General features: G+C 47.1%; 15 protein-coding genes. 10 read left to right on the plus strand and 5 right to left on the minus strand.

Annotation, left to right across the window (positions count from 1 at the left end):
• Positions 1-77 precede the first annotated feature (77 nt).
• Genes KZZ10_RS05805 through KZZ10_RS05815 form a run of 3 tightly spaced genes read right to left on the minus strand, consistent with a single transcriptional unit; the run spans position 78 to position 4,545 of the window.
• Entirely contained in the window at positions 78-1,304 is a 1,227-nt protein-coding gene (locus tag KZZ10_RS05805; protein WP_311133540.1) for a glycosyltransferase family 4 protein, read from the minus strand.
• Complete coding sequence (locus tag KZZ10_RS05810; protein ID WP_259660546.1) at positions 1,301-3,490, minus strand: bi-domain-containing oxidoreductase; 2,190 nt, start codon at positions 3,488-3,490, stop codon at positions 1,301-1,303. Before KZZ10_RS05810 ends, KZZ10_RS05805 begins: the two co-directional genes overlap by 4 nt.
• Entirely contained in the window at positions 3,490-4,545 is a 1,056-nt protein-coding gene (locus KZZ10_RS05815) for an NAD-dependent epimerase/dehydratase family protein (RefSeq protein ID WP_311133541.1), read from the minus strand. The genes KZZ10_RS05810 and KZZ10_RS05815 overlap by 1 nt, the downstream gene beginning before the upstream one ends.
• A 276-nt stretch (positions 4,546-4,821) precedes the next feature.
• On the opposite strand from KZZ10_RS05815, the gene KZZ10_RS05820 reads away from it, so the two are divergent.
• The 4 genes from KZZ10_RS05820 to KZZ10_RS05835 all read left to right on the plus strand — a co-directional run bounded on the left by KZZ10_RS05820 (position 4,822) and on the right by KZZ10_RS05835 (position 8,515).
• The gene (locus tag KZZ10_RS05820) at positions 4,822-5,097 is read left to right on the plus strand and encodes a hypothetical protein (RefSeq protein ID WP_259660547.1); all 276 of its coding nucleotides are present in this window, start codon (positions 4,822-4,824) and stop codon (positions 5,095-5,097) included.
• 2 nt (positions 5,098-5,099) lie between these two features.
• Entirely contained in the window at positions 5,100-6,698 is a 1,599-nt protein-coding gene (locus tag KZZ10_RS05825; RefSeq protein WP_259660548.1) for a hypothetical protein, read from the plus strand.
• Positions 6,699-6,852: 154 nt separating this feature from the next.
• The gene (locus KZZ10_RS05830) at positions 6,853-7,830 is read left to right on the plus strand and encodes a glycosyltransferase family 2 protein (RefSeq protein WP_259660549.1); all 978 of its coding nucleotides are present in this window, start codon (positions 6,853-6,855) and stop codon (positions 7,828-7,830) included.
• Positions 7,831-7,852: 22 nt separating this feature from the next.
• Positions 7,853-8,515, plus strand: coding sequence for a TylF/MycF/NovP-related O-methyltransferase (locus KZZ10_RS05835; RefSeq protein ID WP_259660550.1), 663 nt, complete (start codon positions 7,853-7,855; stop codon positions 8,513-8,515).
• A 54-nt stretch (positions 8,516-8,569) separates the two neighbouring features.
• Here the strand turns inward: KZZ10_RS05835 and KZZ10_RS05840 are convergent, their stop codons facing one another.
• Positions 8,570-9,907 carry a DUF2142 domain-containing protein gene (locus KZZ10_RS05840; protein ID WP_259660551.1) on the minus strand — a complete coding sequence of 446 codons (1,338 nt, stop codon included), beginning with the start codon at positions 9,905-9,907 and terminating at the stop codon, positions 8,570-8,572.
• Positions 9,908-10,066: 159 nt separating this feature from the next.
• Here KZZ10_RS05840 and KZZ10_RS05845 point away from each other — a divergent pair, with 159 nt between their 5' ends.
• The 4 genes from KZZ10_RS05845 to KZZ10_RS05860 all read left to right on the plus strand — a co-directional run bounded on the left by KZZ10_RS05845 (position 10,067) and on the right by KZZ10_RS05860 (position 13,589).
• Entirely contained in the window at positions 10,067-10,999 is a 933-nt protein-coding gene (locus tag KZZ10_RS05845) for a glycosyltransferase family 2 protein (RefSeq protein WP_259660552.1), read from the plus strand.
• 169 nt (positions 11,000-11,168) lie between these two features.
• Complete coding sequence (locus KZZ10_RS05850) at positions 11,169-11,582, plus strand: SxtJ family membrane protein (protein WP_259660553.1); 414 nt, start codon at positions 11,169-11,171, stop codon at positions 11,580-11,582.
• A gap of 15 nt (positions 11,583-11,597) precedes the next feature.
• Positions 11,598-11,750, plus strand: a complete 153-nt coding sequence (locus tag KZZ10_RS05855; RefSeq protein ID WP_259660554.1) for a DUF5989 family protein — start codon at positions 11,598-11,600, stop codon at positions 11,748-11,750.
• Positions 11,751-11,753: 3 nt separating this feature from the next.
• Positions 11,754-13,589: a carbamoyltransferase family protein gene (locus tag KZZ10_RS05860; RefSeq protein WP_259660555.1), complete on the plus strand. Its 1,836-nt coding sequence runs from the start codon at positions 11,754-11,756 to the stop codon at positions 13,587-13,589.
• Here KZZ10_RS05860 and wecB read toward each other — a convergent pair.
• Complete coding sequence (wecB, locus tag KZZ10_RS05865; RefSeq protein WP_259660556.1) at positions 13,586-14,743, minus strand: non-hydrolyzing UDP-N-acetylglucosamine 2-epimerase; 1,158 nt, start codon at positions 14,741-14,743, stop codon at positions 13,586-13,588. The two genes, KZZ10_RS05860 and wecB, sit on opposite strands and share 4 nt — an antisense overlap.
• Positions 14,744-14,876: 133 nt before the next feature.
• Between wecB and KZZ10_RS05870 the strand changes: the two genes are divergently transcribed.
• Complete coding sequence (locus tag KZZ10_RS05870; protein WP_259660557.1) at positions 14,877-15,302, plus strand: hypothetical protein; 426 nt, start codon at positions 14,877-14,879, stop codon at positions 15,300-15,302.
• A 39-nt stretch (positions 15,303-15,341) separates the two neighbouring features.
• On the plus strand, positions 15,342-16,505 hold the full coding sequence (locus KZZ10_RS05875; protein ID WP_259660558.1) for a hypothetical protein: 1,164 nt from the start codon (positions 15,342-15,344) through the stop codon (positions 16,503-16,505).
• The last annotated feature ends 7 nt before the right edge of the window (positions 16,506-16,512 follow it).

The raw sequence follows: 16,512 nt of genomic DNA on the forward strand, positions 1-16,512 counted from the left end.
TACGTCCCATAGCGCTAGCGATTCTCCTTGCTTACGACAGTGCGCAATTATTTAGCGCTAAGGCCCAAAGACAATAGCTAGCCAACTAGCATCTCTTCGAGTTGTGTCACGCATACCTCTTTTGAAAAATGGGCAACAGCGTAGTCTTGGCCTGACTTCCCTATTGCGCTAAGAGTTTCATCGTTGGTGAGCAACTCGGTCATAGCCGCAACGCAAGCACCAAGGTCCCCCGAGTCACTTGAAACCCCACAAGCGGCATCTTGAATTAATTGATGACCGTCACTCGTCGTGTGCAAGAAGGCGGCAATTGGCAGGCCAGCTGCCATGTGCCCGAGTATCTTTCCAGGAACTACGGGGGTTCGATTTTGGGGGCTTAAGCAAACTAGACCAATTGTGCATGCGTCCAGAAGCCTTGGATATGCCTCACGAGATACGAAACCTTCGAAACGCACATTGCTTAAATTTTTTGTCAGCGCCAACGCTTGTAGTCGAGACTTTTCTTTACCGTCTCCAACCAAAAGGAATAGTAAGTCCGATCGGTCTTTCATTTGCTCGGCGACATTCAAGATTAAATCTAGATGTTGTGAAGGGCCCATCACTCCAGCGAACACCGCCACATAACGTTGCTTAAGATCCCACTTCGCTCTAAAGTCTTCGAGCTCGTTGGATTCGATCGACTCAGTCGGTGTGTGGTGACCAATATCAACCCAGTTATGCAGAATTTTAAAGTGGTTACGAATATTTGGATGTGCAGCCTCAAGCGCCGTCAGATTGCCTTTCGAGTGAACTGTTACTACATCAGCGGTCTTGTAAGCGTACTTTTCTAGCGCTTGAAAGAACTTGATCTGTAGTGGTCGTTTCAAAATGCCTAGATCTATTGCATTCTGAGGGAATATGTCCTGAACATTTAAGAGATATCTAACCCCTTTTCGTCGTAGGGCACTACCCACTAATGCAAGAGGTAAAGGTGGGCTATAAACAATAACGGCATCAGGTTTAACTTCGTATCGGCGCAGCTTACGCAAAAATTGCCATGGCATGATTAGCTGGGCTATGCCGCGTACTAGGTAACCTACATTATGGTGGGGTAGGGTCTTTATACGTATTACTCGAATGCGATCTTCAACTTCTATCTCGTTATATGATTTTTTACTTATACTTTGATCGAGATTATATTCAGGCCAAGTGGTTATAACCGTTACCTCGTGCCCTCGGTGAGAAAGCTCTTGGGCTAACTCTAGCATGAGGTGCGAGGCTGAACGTATTTCAGGTGGATATGAGTCCGTGACTAGCAGGATTTTCATGTCGGGAGTACGTTGATCGTCGCAGGATAAACAGGCTGTCCGGACGCGAGTGATTGTTCAATTGCAAAGATGACATCCATGGTCGCGAATAGTTGTTGTAAGGACAGTTCAGGAACGACCTTACCGAGGGAGCAGGCGAGGAATGCTTGCAGCTCCTCCTCGTAACCCATCTCTTGGCCGCTCGTCTTAAAAGACTCCGCCTTCCCGCCCTGGTGTAATTCGCTGTGACGAAAGTCATTCGACACAATAGTTTTACCGTCAAAAAATATTTCAGTCCTTTCGCGGGAATATGCCTTGTCTCCGGAGGCGGAATAGATCATCGACCCGACCGACCCATCTTCCAATTTGAAGTTGATTGAAATATTGTCGTTATTCACGGTACTGAAGTTATTGCTGGAGATCCGCTCGGCGAAAACTCGAACGATGGGCGCATTGACCAAACATTGAATCAAGTCAATGAAATGTGACATTTCACCTACGACACGACTTCGGCCTTCCTCTTCGCTGTGTACCCAGTGAGATGCCGGCACGAAGCCTGAGTTAATGCGCATCTGTATCACTAAAGGTGCTTGACGACTAGACAGCCAGAGAGACATCCTCTTTGTATGTGGTGAGTAGCGGCGATTGTGGCCGACGAAAATAATTGGTAACTCACGGATGGACTGTGTTTGCTCACGCAATTGGGCAAGTTCATCAGGCGTTACACAAACTGGTTTCTCCAGGAATAGGGCCTTGCCATACGTTATCGCTTTGCTCACGAGTTGAGCATGAGTGCTGTGTGGTGTTAAGCCAATGACTGCATCGATTTCTGGGTTTTCCCAAATAGAAACTGGATCGGTAGTCTGATTGGCAAATCCGAATTTTCGCGCGCTATGATCTACGCTAGCTCCGGAGCCAGTCGCTAGGGTGTGCAAGGTGACTCCGGCTTGCGACTTTAAAGCCGGTAGTAGCAACGCTTTTCCAAATAATCCTGCACCGATTACGCCAAGCGCAATGTTGGAACCAGAGTTGTTTTTACCGACATATTTTTGCGTAATGGGAAAACTTCTCTGAATAGAGGTCGCCTTAGGGTAGGCGAGCAAGACACCAATCGGTTGGAGCAGGGTGCCAGCGATAAATTCTGCGTATACCGTCTCAGCTTCTTCTATGTTAACGCGGTGAGTAATGAGAGATTGAAGGTCAATTTTTTCCTCAGCAATCAGCCGTAAAAACTCTTGCAGATTACGCTTCTGAGTCCATCTGACATCGCCAATTGGGAGATCAACTCCTTCAATTTCGTAGAGCGGATCAACCGAACCAGGCCCGCCGGCTTTAGAGACAACAATATCGACTTCTTTTTGCCATAGCTCATTACGATCGGGATGGATGTCTGCGGTCCCAACGACAACTATTCGTCCTTTTGGGCGACAAAGATGGATCGCTTGATCAACAGGTGCGTGATCTCTTGTCGCTGCAGTAATGATGACAGCGTCCACACCCAAACCTCCCGAAGCGTGGTTGCTGAGGGTTACGAGCTCGTCTGCGTTATTGGTGACAGCTAAAAATCCGAGTCGCAGCGCCAAATCAGTTTTATCTTTTGCCGGGTCAATGGCGATCACGCTGCAGCCATAAGACTTCAATATTTGTATGGTGAGTAACCCCAGTAAACCAAGGCCCATCACCACTACATTAGAGCCGAAGGTGAGGTTAGCGCTACGCACGCCATGCAACGCGATAATGCCAAGCATTCCGAATGCAGCTTCCTCGTTGGATACTTCCTTTGGAATTCGGCAAGCTAAGTTGACTGGTACTGATACAAATTCGGCATGCGAGGCAAATCCCTGGCCAATGCACGCCACACGATCGCCTGGTGAGAATTCAGTTGCGGCAACACCACATAACTCGACGATTCCCGCCGAGCTGTAGCCAAGCGGAGTGGGAGTGTCAAGGCGGCCCATGGCTTCTTGCCATGTCTTCAACAGCCCTTCTTTTTTTGCCTTATCCCATGCTCGCCGAACGAGGTCAGGGCGCGCTGCCGCCTTACCGAGTAGGGATTTGCGGCCAAGCTCTATCGTGGATCGCTCTGTGCCGAGACTAATCAAAGAGTTTTGGTTGCGTACCAAAATACGTTTTGAGCCACACTGCGGGACCGGCACTTCACGAAGCGCCACCTCGCCCGTTTTGTAGCTCTGGACTACTTGCTTCATCAGCTTTCGTTTCCTTTACGCAGGACATAGTTTTTCACTGCCGATGACATCCCAGGTGGAAACTCCGCATCCTTCTTGATATTGTCCCAATTGGCTTTGAACCAATTAATTGTGTTGTTTAGCCCGTCTTCGAAGGTGGTTTGAGGGTTGTATCCCAAAATATCTTTGGCACGATCGACGCTCGCCAACAGGCGGGACTTGGTGTCCCATTTGCGTTTGTCGGTGTACAACAAACCGGCTGTATTGCCGGTTAATTGATTAATCATCTCTGCCATATCCACGATTGCTGTTTCACGCGCCGAAGCGATATTCATCTCGGCGCCAATTGCTCTCTCTTCGATACCGGCCTTGAGTAGCGCGTCGACGATATCCATTACATATGTAAAGTCGCGCGTCATTTTTCCGTCGCCAGTGATAGGCAAGGGCTGTCCCTTCATCGCCCAGTAGATGAAGTTTGGGATCACGTTTCTATACTGGCCGGGGACCTCACCTGGACCATAGGAGTTGAAAAAGCGTGTTTTAACAATGGGGAGGTTGTAGTGATGCCAATAAAAATTACAGTACAGTTCGCCCGCCATTTTTGAAATTTGATAGGGCGTCGTTAAATGCATGGACATAAACTCTTCTTTGAGCGGCAACGGCGCCTGCGCACCATAAATTGCGCAACCAGACCCGGCATAAACAAATCGCTTTAAATTACCCTGCAGCACTGAGTACTCAAGGAGTTTAATAGTGCCCAGTTGGCTAACTAGGAGATCCTTTTCCGGGAAATCAACAGAGTTTTGATTTGCAAAAAACGCAGCCAGATGAAAGATGAACTCTGGCTTCTCGTGAAAAACACGCTTTAAGTCGATGTCATTCGTGATGCTGCCTCGCACAAATAGTACGTTCGGCAGGTTTGGAATACTCCACTCGTAAGAAGCGGAGAGATCATCCAAAATGATGACCTTGGCTGCACCAGCACCCGCTAGTGCGCGCGCGAGATTGCTCCCGATTGCGCCAGCGCCGCCGGTTATCAAAATGGTTTTGTTTAGGTAGGGCTGGTGTGAGCTCAAGAGGGATACCTCGTATATGTTGCAAATAGGTTCAATTGTAGCGGTCTACTCCCGGCCTGAACAGCGCAGGCGAGTCTTCCCCCTTGGGTTTTGCCTTGATTTCGGACCTCCTTTGCTGTTCTCGGGGGCTGAGCAGCATTAACGGTGTGTACAATTCTCGAGTGCTGACCTTTTGTTAGCGATTTCATTCTGTTTCGTGTCAGTTAGACGCGATCCGTTTGGGGAAGAGGGGTCTTCAGAGCGAGCTGAGCTAGCTGTGCTTGAGAGGAACAACAAATGACATATTTGAAACTACTGCTGTTGGGCCTTTCCTCGCTTGGCTACATCAAATTTATTTCAGAGAAGCTCCGGTTAGGCATTGGAGCTGCTCCTTTCGTCTACTGTTGCTTCGTTGCCGTTGTCCTGTATTTTTTCGGCATTGTTGACTTGCTGATGTGGGGTGTGGTTGCCGTAACCATCCTTGGCGTTGGCTTGCTAGGGCAAGGTCTTTTTTATTCTAAAGATCCGCATTTCGCGTTTGCGCAGCCGGCTGGCTTAGGAATTGTTTTTTAATTTTGATCGGTTCGATTTATTCGGCCATTCAGGAAAATTTTCAGTTTTTGCTTTGGGATGAGTTTTCGTTTTGGGCTGCGAGTACTAGGTTAATTTACACAACTGACTTATTGTTTAAAGAAGGCTCTCCAATTTTCTTTAAGTCTTATCCGCCGATACAACAGTTATTTCAGTACTACATCCTGCAGTTTTTTTCCTGGTCAGAGAAAAACACTCTTTTTGCACACAATATTTGGTTGTTATCTGGGGTGCTTTGCGTCGCGAGTCTGCCAAAAGCTGGCGTCTTGACCAAGGTTGCGTTGTTTCTGTCTGTGGCGACTTTGCTATACGCCTTCGGATACTCGTTTTCTAGTCTCTACTCTGACGCACTATTGGGCATTTGCTTTGCCGCTGCATTAACTTTCGCGACAAAAGAGGCGCGAGACGACGGAGTGTGGTTGGCTTTCATTTTCTCTTTAACAGTTTTGATACTGCTTAAAGAAATTGGGATTTTGCTCGCCCTCGTAGCGACTGCCGTTTATACCGCCAATCTATTGATTACTCCTGGCATATTTAGGACCGATCGGCCGTGGATGTCCTTGTGGTCGGGTATCAAAGCGCATTGGGTTCGGTTGCTTGCGATCTGCGGAGTAACTCTATTTGTGATGCAGTCTTGGGCTTGGTATGTAAAAAGTATTGGAGCAAGTCGTTCGATTTCCACTCCAACAATAAGTCTTTGGCGCGACGCTGATTTTCAGAAAAGATTATCGACCACGGTAGACGAGTTTATTCGTCGAACCGTCGAGGTGGACTTTGTAAGCATTTCGGCCTATTTTGTTGAAAGGCATCCAACCATTTTAATGGTGCTGGCAGGCTTACTTGCCTTAAGCGCGCTCTCGGTGCGGCTGGCTAAAGCTGGTCGCCGTTTGTATTGCGGCGTAATTATTGGCATTGTATGTCTTGGTTTTTGCGGATACCTTGCGGCACTATTGTTGAGTTATCTGATTGTTTTCACAGAGTACGAGGGCGTTCGACTCGCATCTTTCGAGCGGTACTTGTCCACATACCTGGTCGCTTGGGCAAGCTTTGTCTTAGTTAAACTGTTCGACGATAGCGATGCCTGGCGCCATAGAATGGGCGCTATCTTCGCGTTAGTGTGTTTTTTGATGCTCACTGCCATGACGAGCGGGCAGTTGCAAAAGGAGCTTCGTGGCATTCGATCAGGCGGTCCCGACCATAGCTTGAGGTTAGACATCGAGTCGTTCGCGGCAGAAATAAAAAAACACATACACCCTGGCGATAAGACGTATTTCGTAGCTCAGAATTCGAATGGGCTCGAGCGCGTCATGTTTTATTACGCGATGCTGCCAAACACAGTATCCACGAAATGGTGCTGGAGCCTTGGACAAAAATATTTTGATGGCGACGTGTGGACCTGTAACCAGTCACTTCAAGACTTGATCGGCGACTTTGAGTATCTTGCGTTATACAGAGGAGATGATCAATTCTGGAGAAACAATAAATCTTATTTTGACCCCACCTCAATAGATGAGCGTCGTGGCCTCTATAAGGTTGATCGAAAAAATGGTCAAATTCTGTTGAGGCGTGTGAAATTAGATTGAGACTTTTCGCCAGGGTAGCCTGACTGGCTATGCTGATGCCGCTCTATTTGATTAGTAATAAAAGCCTATAAACTTGTATTATTCAACATTTAGAACTTAGTCGTCCGTAAGTGAATGTGTTTACTTAGCGTGCGGCAATGTGATTAAAGGCTATATGCACGACAACGCATCTTCTCCTTGTATTGCTGTTGTCATTCCCTGTTATCGGGTGGCCAATCAAATCCTTGATGTGTGCCAATCGATGCCAGACATTGTCTCTCGAATATATGTCGTAGATGACGCGTGCCCGGAGAGATCGGGATACTTGGTTAGGGACAGTCATCGCGATGCTCGAATCAAAGTCCTTTTTCACACAGAGAATAAAGGCGTGGGCGGCGCGGTGATGACAGGCTATCAAGCTGCTTTAGACGATGGCGCGGACATTATTGTGAAAATTGATGGTGATGGGCAGATGGACGCCTCACTCATCCAATATTTTGTTCAGCCCATCATTTCCGGCCAGGCTGATTATACGAAAGGCAATCGCTTTTATGATCTGTCCGGATTAAAGCGTATGCCGAAGGTACGTATTTTTGGCAATGCGGCGCTATCACTCTTAAATAAGCTGTCATCTGGCTATTGGACAGTATTCGATCCAACAAACGGATACACGGCAATCCACGCAAATGTTTGTCAACGACTGCCATTTTCAAAAATTAGTAATCGCTATTTTTTTGAAACAGACATGTTGTTTCGGTTAAATACGTTGCGCGCGATGGTGATGGATATCCCGATGGACGCAAAGTATGAATCGGAAGTTAGTAACTTGAGCGTCGCCGGCGTCGCGGGTGAGTTCCTTTGGAAGCATTTGCGCAATTTTATAAAGCGTATTGGATATAACTACTTTCTCCGGGATATGTCGATCGCATCGATTGAGTTAGTGTTGGGAATTTTTCTTTCAATATTTGGTTTGGTTTTTGGTTTACAGGCTTGGGCGTTATCAACCGAGACAAATGTTCCTGCAACGGCCGGTAACGTGATGATTGCTGCAATGCCAATTTTGATTGGAATCCAGCTGATATTGTCTTTTATTGGTCATGACATCGCATCGGTACCGCGTCATGCGATCCATAAGCTTCTATTTCAACGTTAAACAAGATTTACATTCAAAAAATATGACCTCTCTTTTAAAGCCTGTTAAAGAAGCGCTTAAGTCAATTGCATTTAAGCACCTGGGACTTGGAGCCCCAACGTATCCTTATTGCATAGAGCCCATACAGCTAGCGACCTTGATCAACGAGTATGAGCGTGTGAAAGATGCTGACGGCTGCGTGATTGAGATCGGTGTCGCTCGTGGAATGACTTCACGATTTATGGCTGAGCACATCAAGAACGAAAAACAGGCTGATAGAACCGCCTACTATGCCATCGATACTTTCGAATCGTTTACGAAGGCAGACTTAGATTATGAGGTTCAGTCTCGCGGCAAGGATCTATCGGAACTCAGAGGGTTTGAGTACAACGATTTTGAGATCTGGCAAAAGCACTTTACTGACTTTCCGTTTGTGAAAGCCATAAAAGCGGATTGCTCTGTTTTTGATTACAAGGTGTTAGGTGCAGTAAAGCTCGCATTCCTGGACGTGGACCTCTATTTGCCAATCAAGAAAACGCTCCCGAAACTTTACGATGTATTAATTGAGGGTGGATCTATAGTGGTCGATGATGTGCTTAACAATACTACCTATGATGGCGCATATCAGGCGTACATGGAGTTTTGTGCCGAGCGTGGAATTCAACCCAAAGTAGTTGGCAACCGTTGTGGCGTAATCACTAAATAGTTAAGACATAGGTGGCTCGATTTTGCCACCTACGTCGCTGACAGAAACGATAGGCTATGACGCGATTAGTATGTAGTAGCGCGAAAGCAGTAAATTGATTGTCATAAACAAACTATAAAGCGCAAAACTAATAACCAAAATATGCGATACCGATGAGCGATAGTCATTCAGTTGCGTGATCGACGGGAACAACGCATAGCTCATTAGGATTGCAGGCACTAGAAAGTACCGGCCCTGAACACCGATAATCTTGTCGCTTGGGTACGGGGTCCAAGTAGTCAACATTGCGAATAGTATTAAGAGTACTGAAAGTAGTGCAATAAACAAAAATAGAACGATCACCTGCCAATTCGTCCGAATATGTTTGATTGAGAGCGACGTCGAACTAATAATCAAGATTGCGATCGCTAAATAAATGTAAGTTCGGCCGGGAAATGGCGCTGTGAGCCAGCCTAACATCCCCAAAAATGAGCTGAAGTATCCTCGTAACGTAGGTTCATCGGTCAATGTGTTCCATATGACCTGTATGAGGCTCCAGGGGGCTTTTACATAGGCTAACGCCACTTGCCCACTAGAAATCTCGCTCGGCACTCGATGATCTACGGTGTACTTGCCTGCAATGACAATCCATGCGCAAACTAAGCCAACTGTTATCAACGCGCTAGTTAAGTGTGCTTTGTTTTTGTCGCGAATAAATAAGACAAAAAACAATAGGAACATTGGAAGGAGTTGTAAGCGACTGGATGCGAGTAGACCAAATGAAGCAACAGCTAGCCAAAAAAGTTTTCCGTTAGTATTGGGAGGATCACGTAAAAGCTTTAGAAAAATTGATATGAGTAAGACCGACAGTGCCGTGGCAATTCCATCTAAGCTTGTTGACGAAAATTGATATACGCTCATGGGCATCATCAATAGTGCCAGGGTCACAGGCGACGGCGCTGTGATGGCAAACGCGATACCGAGGATAATCAGAATTGTTGCGCTGGTAACGAACCGAGTCAGATAGTAGGACTGATTTATGGATAGACCGATTAATTTCCCTAGTTTCAGCGCAAAAGCTTGCGGTGCGTAAATTAATGGGAAATAAAACGCCGTAGCGGGTGTAGCGCTGAAACTTTTTGTCTCTTCCCAATGCAGTTCTCTGGCGGCTTTTAAATCTTTTGAATTGATCTTTCGCTCGGGATCGAGCCCTAACGGCTCATATAAATTTATGTATTTGAGCAAGCCGTCATCAATCATTGCCCCTGAAGATTGGTTCCCGAGGGGTTTAAAAAAAATAGTACCTTCCCCCAACGCATAGGCTCTCTTAATATGGTCATATTCGTCTGGCGATTGGAGTGGGGGTGTTAATGAAATTAACACTAGAAAAATGACAAGCAAAAGCGAGAGCATATGGGCGCTACGCGATGTCGTATTGTTGTACATTGTTTTTGTGATGAGGTAAAAACGACTGTATTTATTTGCTTATTTAAGAAATAAACTTCGTTTTAATATTGAGATCAACAATCACTAACTGGCTGGAGAAGCACTTTGTCTTATCGAGGTCTGCATGTGGCGCTCATTGTACCGTGCTACAACGAAGAAATTGCTATAGCAAAGGTCATTAGTGACTTTCGTCGTTCTATGCCCAGTCTGGAGATATATGTTTTTGACAATAACTCGACCGATCGTACTAAGGACATAGCGACTAGAGAAGGGGCCGCCGTTATTCATGTCGCCCTGCCCGGAAAGGGTAACGTCGTGAGGCGTATTGCCGCAGACGTTGACGCCGATATTTACGTGATGGTTGACGGCGATGCAACGTATGATGCGACCGCAGTTGTGTCGATGGTTGATAAGTTGATTGATGAAAAATTGGATATGGTCGTTGGGTGTCGGCAAACAGCACCTGACGTGAGTGCTGCTGCATATAGAAGTGGCCACCAGTGGGGCAATCGTCTTTTTACACAAATGGTGCTGCGAATCTTTGGTGGCAGCTTTACCGACATGTTGTCGGGTTATCGGGTTTTCTCTAAACGTTTCCTGAAGTCGACACCTATTTTGTCCCGGGGCTTTGAAATTGAGACAGAATTAACAGTGAGCGCACTTGAATTGCGTGTCCCATACGGAGAGATTATGACTCCCTACGGTGCCCGGCTAGAAGGATCGGAAAGCAAATTATCGACATACAAAGACGGGCTCAGAATATCGTGGGCCATATTTCGGCTATTCATCTGTGAGCGTCCGCTCGCTTTCTTTGGCATCGGTGCCCTTCTGCTGGCAATGCTGGCAATTTTGCTGGCGATTCCCATCTTTTCAGAATACTTGGCAATAGGTTTAGTGCCGCGATTACCGACAGCGTTGTTATGTGCTTCGTTGATGATTTGTGCAGGGCTTTCTTTTTTGGCTGGCCTGATACTAGATAATGTTGTTCGAGGTCGGCAAGAAGTGAAGCGATTAGCTTATTTAGCTTACTCCCCGCTCCCGATGGCTAAGGATTCCTAATGTTATGGTTGAGGCTGCTTAGCCATTGAGTACCTGGAGCAGGTAACGTGCTTGAGCTGAAAAATATAAATCGTCCCAGATTTATAATGTTTTCTTTTGGATCTTCATCGTTCGTCTCCTGTACGGATAAGGTAGATTTTTAGTTGAATGATATTTCTGGTGGACTCACTTGAATTCCAACAAAAGCCCCGTTTTGCCAAGTGAGCGCAGTTTTGGGCTGCTATTTGCCGTTGTTTGCGCTGGTTTGGCCGCGTATGGATGGTTTTTGGGCGGATGGGGGCGGCTGATTGTGTCCGCGCTCGTTATCGGGGCAGTGGCGTTTGTTTTTTTCGCGTTTGTTTTTTCTAAGGTATTGCGACCACTCAATTGGCTTTGGTATCAGTTGGGACAGCTCCTTGGGAAGCTTGTGAGCCCAATTGTGCTGGGATCCATATTCTTTCTGTTGTTGACACCCGTGTCCTTGGTTACGCGGATGTTCGGTCGTGATGAACTGCGGCTTAAAAAAAACAAAGGACAGCAGTCCTTTTGGATCGAGCGGTCACCCCCTGGCCCCGAACCGACTTCATTCAAAAATCAGTTCTAACGTTCAAGGTTAATTATGGCTGCATTCGTCAAAGAGTTATGGGCGTTTTTGCGTGTTCGAAAAAAACTGTGGTTGGCGCCAATCATTATCGTCATGGTGCTGCTAGGCGGTTTATTAGTACTGGCGCAAGGGTCAGTTATAGCTCCCTTTATCTACACTTTGTTTTAAAAAATGAACATCTTAGGAATCTCAGCCTACTACCATGACTCAGCCGCATGTTTGGTATTGGGCGGGGAGATTGTTGCCGCTGCCCAAGAAGAGCGCTTTACGCGAAAAAAGCATGACTCAGCTTTTCCTACGCATGCCATCGCCTACTGTTTGTCTCAGGTGGGTCTAACGTCAAAAAATATCGATTATGTGGTGTTCTACGACAAGCCTTTCTTGAAATTCGAACGACTGCTGGAAACCTATCTTGCCTTTGCACCAAGAGGCTTCAAGAGTTTTGTGACGTCCTTGCCTGTTTGGCTCAAGGACAAGCTCTTTCAAAAAACTATGATCAGTAAGGCGTTGGCAGCTGACTTGGGTGGTGATATTGACTGGGAGTCGAAGTTACTGTTTTCGGAGCATCACCTTAGCCACGCAGCATCGGCATTCTTCCCTTCACCATTCCATGATGCAGCAGTCTTAACGATGGATGGCGTAGGTGAGTGGACAACAACCTCTTTGGCGATCGGTTCAGGCAATAAGCTTGCTGTGCATAAAGAGATTCAATTCCCGCATTCGCTTGGTTTGTTGTATTCCGCGATCACGTATTACACGGGCTTTAAGGTTAATTCTGGTGAGTACAAGGTCATGGGGTTGGCGCCTTATGGTGAGCCTAAGTATGCAAAGCTCATTAAGGATCATCTGATTGACATCAAGGAGGACGGCTCGTTCCACCTTGATATGAGCTACTTCAACTATTGCACTGGTTTAACGATGACCAATGAGCGATTTGATTCGCTTTTTAGTGGACCAAGGCGTGCACCGGAAAGTCCGCTCACGCAAAGAGAAATGGATTTGGCAGCCTCTGTGCAAGCTGTAACGGAGGAGGTTGTCATTAAGCTTGCCCGCGGAATTAAGCAAAGCACGGGACTAAAAAACCTTTGTTTGGCCGGTGGTGTTGCTTTGAACTGCGTCGCAAACGGTAAGCTGTTGCGCGAAAAGGTATTCGAGAACCTATGGATTCAACCTGCCGCAGGTGATGCCGGCGGTGCAGTCGGTGCGGCACTTGGCGCGTACTATTCGATGTTGAATCAACCTCGTGTCATGCAAGATTCGGATGCTATGAAGGGTTCTTATTTAGGGCCTGAGTACGATGCGGCGGATATTGCCAATCGTTTGCGTTTAGCTGGCGCAGTTTTTTCTGAAGTGTCGCAGGCAGAGATGATTGATGTGACTGCCAGGGAGCTAGCCGCAGGTAAGGCGGTAGGTTGGCATCAAGGCCGTATGGAGTTTGGACCAAGAGCTTTGGGTGGAAGATCTATCATTGCAGATCCACGTTCGCCTGCGGTCCAAAAACAGTTGAATCTTAAGGTCAAGTATCGCGAATCTTTCCGGCCATTTGCACCAAGCGTGTTGCGCGAAGATGTTTCGGACTGGTTTGATATCGATGTAGATAGCCCGTATATGTTGTTGGTGGCAGACGTAGCGAAGTCTCGTCAGCTAGAGATGACAGCGGAGCAGCATCAACTTTTCGGTATCGATAAACTCAATGTGCCACGGTCCGAGATACCCGCAGTGACGCATGTTGACTACTCGGCTCGGATCCAGACGGTTCATCAAAAGACCAACCCTCTCTACTATGCGCTGATTTCAAAGTTCAAAGAGCTTACGGGTTGCCCAGTGTTGGTCAATACGTCCTTCAATGTGAGGGGTGAGCCCATTGTCTGCACCCCTGAGGATGCGTTCCACTGCCTGATGGGAACGGAGATTGAGTTGTTGGTGGTCGGTAATTGCTTAATGCGGAAAGAGGATCAAGATCCCGCATTGATTAAAGATTACAAGAATGCGTATGAATTAGATTAGAGGTCAGAATTTTTGGGTATTTGAGCTCTTGATATTGCATCGACAATCCGACTAACTGCCTTTCCGTCGCCGTAAGGATTATGCGCTAACGCCATCGCTTGGTAGGCGCTTTCATCGCACAGCAGCGTCGATATTCCCTTTACTATGTTTTCGGTGTTAGCGCCCACTAGCTTTACTGTGCCCGCCGTGACAGCCTCAGGGCGCTCTGTCACTTCTCGCATCACTAAGACGGGCTTCCCAAGGCTAGGGGCTTCTTCTTGGATGCCGCCGCTATCCGTCAAAACGATGTACGCACGCTTAAGCAAATAAACGAAAGCCTCGTACTCTAAAGGCTCGATGAGATGAATGTTTTGATGGCCGCTAATCAGGTCTTTGACAGGCGCTTGAACGTTTGGGTTTAAGTGGACTGGGTAAACAAACTGAACGCTTGGAAAGGCGATCGCAAGTTGTTTAATTGCCTCACAAATTGAGAGAAATCCTTGTCCAAAGTTTTCTCGACGATGTCCCGTGATCAGTACAAATCTATTTGAACTTAAATCGAAGTGTAATTGCTCTGTCAGGAGGCGATTGATGGACGGGCGTTGCAACGCGTCTTTTGTTTCGAGTCGGGCGATTACCCAAAATAGCGCATCGATTACGGTGTTGCCAGTGACAAAAATTCGCTCAGCTGGAACGCCTTCTCCAAGCAAGTTTTCTCGGGTTGATGCCGTGGGGGCAAAGTGAAAGGTAGCAACTTTGCCGATCACTTGCCGATTAAACTCTTCCGGGAAGGGAGACTGCACGTCGTGAGTCCGAAGCCCCGCTTCGATATGTGCGACGGGGATGCCAAGATAAAATGCAGCGGTAGCTGCAGCATAAGCCGTCGTTGTGTCGCCGTGAACACACACGATATCGGGCTTGTGTGTCTTTAATATATCCCGCATTCCTAAGAGCACTGAGCTGGTGACATCGAACAAATCTTGCCCAGCTTTCATAAGATCGAGGTCAATATCGGGTTGGATATCAAATATCTCTAGCACCTGATCCAGCATCTGACGATGCTGACCCGTAACACAGACGATAGTGTCAAACTCGGGCGTCGCTTTGCACGCATGAACAAGCGGTGCCATTTTGATGGCCTCGGGACGCGTACCGAAAACGATCATTACTTTCATGAGCGAAGCAGAAGTTGGGGCATAATTGCTTGTCAAATTAGTCATAAATAGAGTTTAACGATTGTATTCTGTCGGCACTTAGTTTGTTAAACCTCTCAAACCTGTTAATTCACCCCTAGTGATCTATTTGTAAATGCCCTCGTTAATCGTTCCGCTTGTCGCCTTGAGCGTTGGTATTTTTGGCTATTTGTTGCCAGGGGTGGGCTATTTCACAATGATGCCTGGTGACCTGGGAGATGCTCGGTTCAATAGCGTCATTCTAGAGCACGTCTACCAATGGTTAACCGGCCAAGCTCGGGACTTATGGAGCCCTGGCTTTTTCTATCCTTTCAATAAGATACTTGCCTTTAGCGATAGTCACTTAGGTTCCTTCTGGATATACGCAGCAGCACGGCTTTTGGGTGCGACCCGGGAGTTGTCGTTTCAGGCGTGGTTTTTAGTGGGCTTCTTGCTGAACTTTGTTTCAGCTTATTGGATGCTGCGTCGCATGAGGTTTGATGTTCTCGGCGCATCTTGCGGAGCGTTTGTATTTGCGTTCGCTCTGCCCGTTTTGCATTAAGAGGCACATGCGCAATTGGGGTATCGCTTTGCTATCCCCATGGCTGTTCTTGCTTGGTGGCGGATTGTTGAACAAAAAAATCTGATTCATGCCTTTAGCTTGCTATTTTGGGTAAGCGTACAGTTTCTTTGCTCAATTTATTTGGGTGTGTTTCTCGGATATCTGCTGGTGGCAATTTCCCTTGGGTATTTTGTTTGCAAAGCGGTTGGCTCTATTGAAGGTGCTAAAAGTCTAGGGTCTTTCAATCTGCCGGATCTGCGAAGGGTACGTGAGTTTGCCTTGATCTGCCTCTCCCTTTTCACCTGTGGGCTGGTGATGTGGATGTTGGTGCAGTACCAGTCTGTATCGGCTGAGTATCGACTTAGCAGGCCAATTGAGGCGCTAGAGCCCTTAATCCCAAGGTTGTCTAGTTATCTATTGGCAGACCATTCTGGCTTGACTAGTTGGGTCGGCCATTCAGTAGAGAGCTTCCCCACGCGTCTGGAACATCAAATGTTTATTGGTGTGGGGGCGCTGCTGTTTTTACTGGTTGGCTTATTTGCCGTAGTTAGTAAGAGATACCTATCTATAGAGACCCGCCGCTTAGGTATTGTGTGTGCGGTAAGCATTTTGATTTTGGTTGGAATAACTGTCGTCGTGAATGGGCATTCTTTTTACTTTTTAGTCATTCAACTTCCAGGCCTTGATGCGATAAGGGCAGTATCTAGGATTATTTTGGTCATGCTTTTGCCCGTGTCTATTTTGGTTGCGGTGGGTGTGGATTGCTTGAGACGCCAATTCACTAGTGTTATGGGATATTTCGTTCTGGCCTTGGTCGCTCTAATTGTTCTGAGCGCAGAAACGGTATTTTACAAACCGCATCAAGCTGCGCGAGAGACTTGGACGATGCGCCAGGCTGGGCTGAATCAACTGATTGGCAAGCCGCCAAGTGAAGGCACAGTGATTTTTGTGACCCAGCGCAAAGAAGAGCCGTTTTACTTAGCCGAGCTCGATGCGATGATCTATGCGCAGGACCACAAGTTAAAGACGCTAAATGGTTACTCGGGTAGCACGCCACCGGGGTATGTGTACCCTGAACCCTGTGTCAGTGTGGCGGATCGACTGGCTGGGTATTTTCAGTTTCGACGTATTCCGCTTGGTGAACAAGTGGAATTGATCGACCGAGTTCGCTTAATTGAGATGCAACTTTGTTTAAAGAAATGAAGCGAAC

Source organism: Zwartia hollandica, assembly GCF_019923725.1.
GTDB lineage: Bacteria > Pseudomonadota > Gammaproteobacteria > Burkholderiales > Burkholderiaceae_B > Zwartia > Zwartia hollandica.

Coding starts and splice junctions, on each gene's coding strand:
- KZZ10_RS05835 (WP_259660550.1), top strand. CDS start 7,853: ATGACCTCTCTTTTAAAGCCTGTTAAAGAAGCGCTTAAGTCAATTGCA.
- KZZ10_RS05810 (WP_259660546.1), bottom strand. CDS start 3,490: ATGAAGCAAGTAGTCCAGAGCTACAAAACGGGCGAGGTGGCGCTTCGT.
- KZZ10_RS05860 (WP_259660555.1), top strand. CDS start 11,754: ATGAACATCTTAGGAATCTCAGCCTACTACCATGACTCAGCCGCATGT.
- KZZ10_RS05805 (WP_311133540.1), bottom strand. CDS start 1,304: ATGAAAATCCTGCTAGTCACGGACTCATATCCACCTGAAATACGTTCA.
- KZZ10_RS05870 (WP_259660557.1), top strand. CDS start 14,877: ATGCCCTCGTTAATCGTTCCGCTTGTCGCCTTGAGCGTTGGTATTTTT.
- KZZ10_RS05840 (WP_259660551.1), bottom strand. CDS start 9,907: ATGCTCTCGCTTTTGCTTGTCATTTTTCTAGTGTTAATTTCATTAACA.
- KZZ10_RS05875 (WP_259660558.1), top strand. CDS start 15,342: ATGGCTGTTCTTGCTTGGTGGCGGATTGTTGAACAAAAAAATCTGATT.
- wecB (WP_259660556.1), bottom strand. CDS start 14,743: ATGAAAGTAATGATCGTTTTCGGTACGCGTCCCGAGGCCATCAAAATG.
- KZZ10_RS05830 (WP_259660549.1), top strand. CDS start 6,853: ATGCACGACAACGCATCTTCTCCTTGTATTGCTGTTGTCATTCCCTGT.
- KZZ10_RS05855 (WP_259660554.1), top strand. CDS start 11,598: ATGGCTGCATTCGTCAAAGAGTTATGGGCGTTTTTGCGTGTTCGAAAA.
- KZZ10_RS05820 (WP_259660547.1), top strand. CDS start 4,822: ATGACATATTTGAAACTACTGCTGTTGGGCCTTTCCTCGCTTGGCTAC.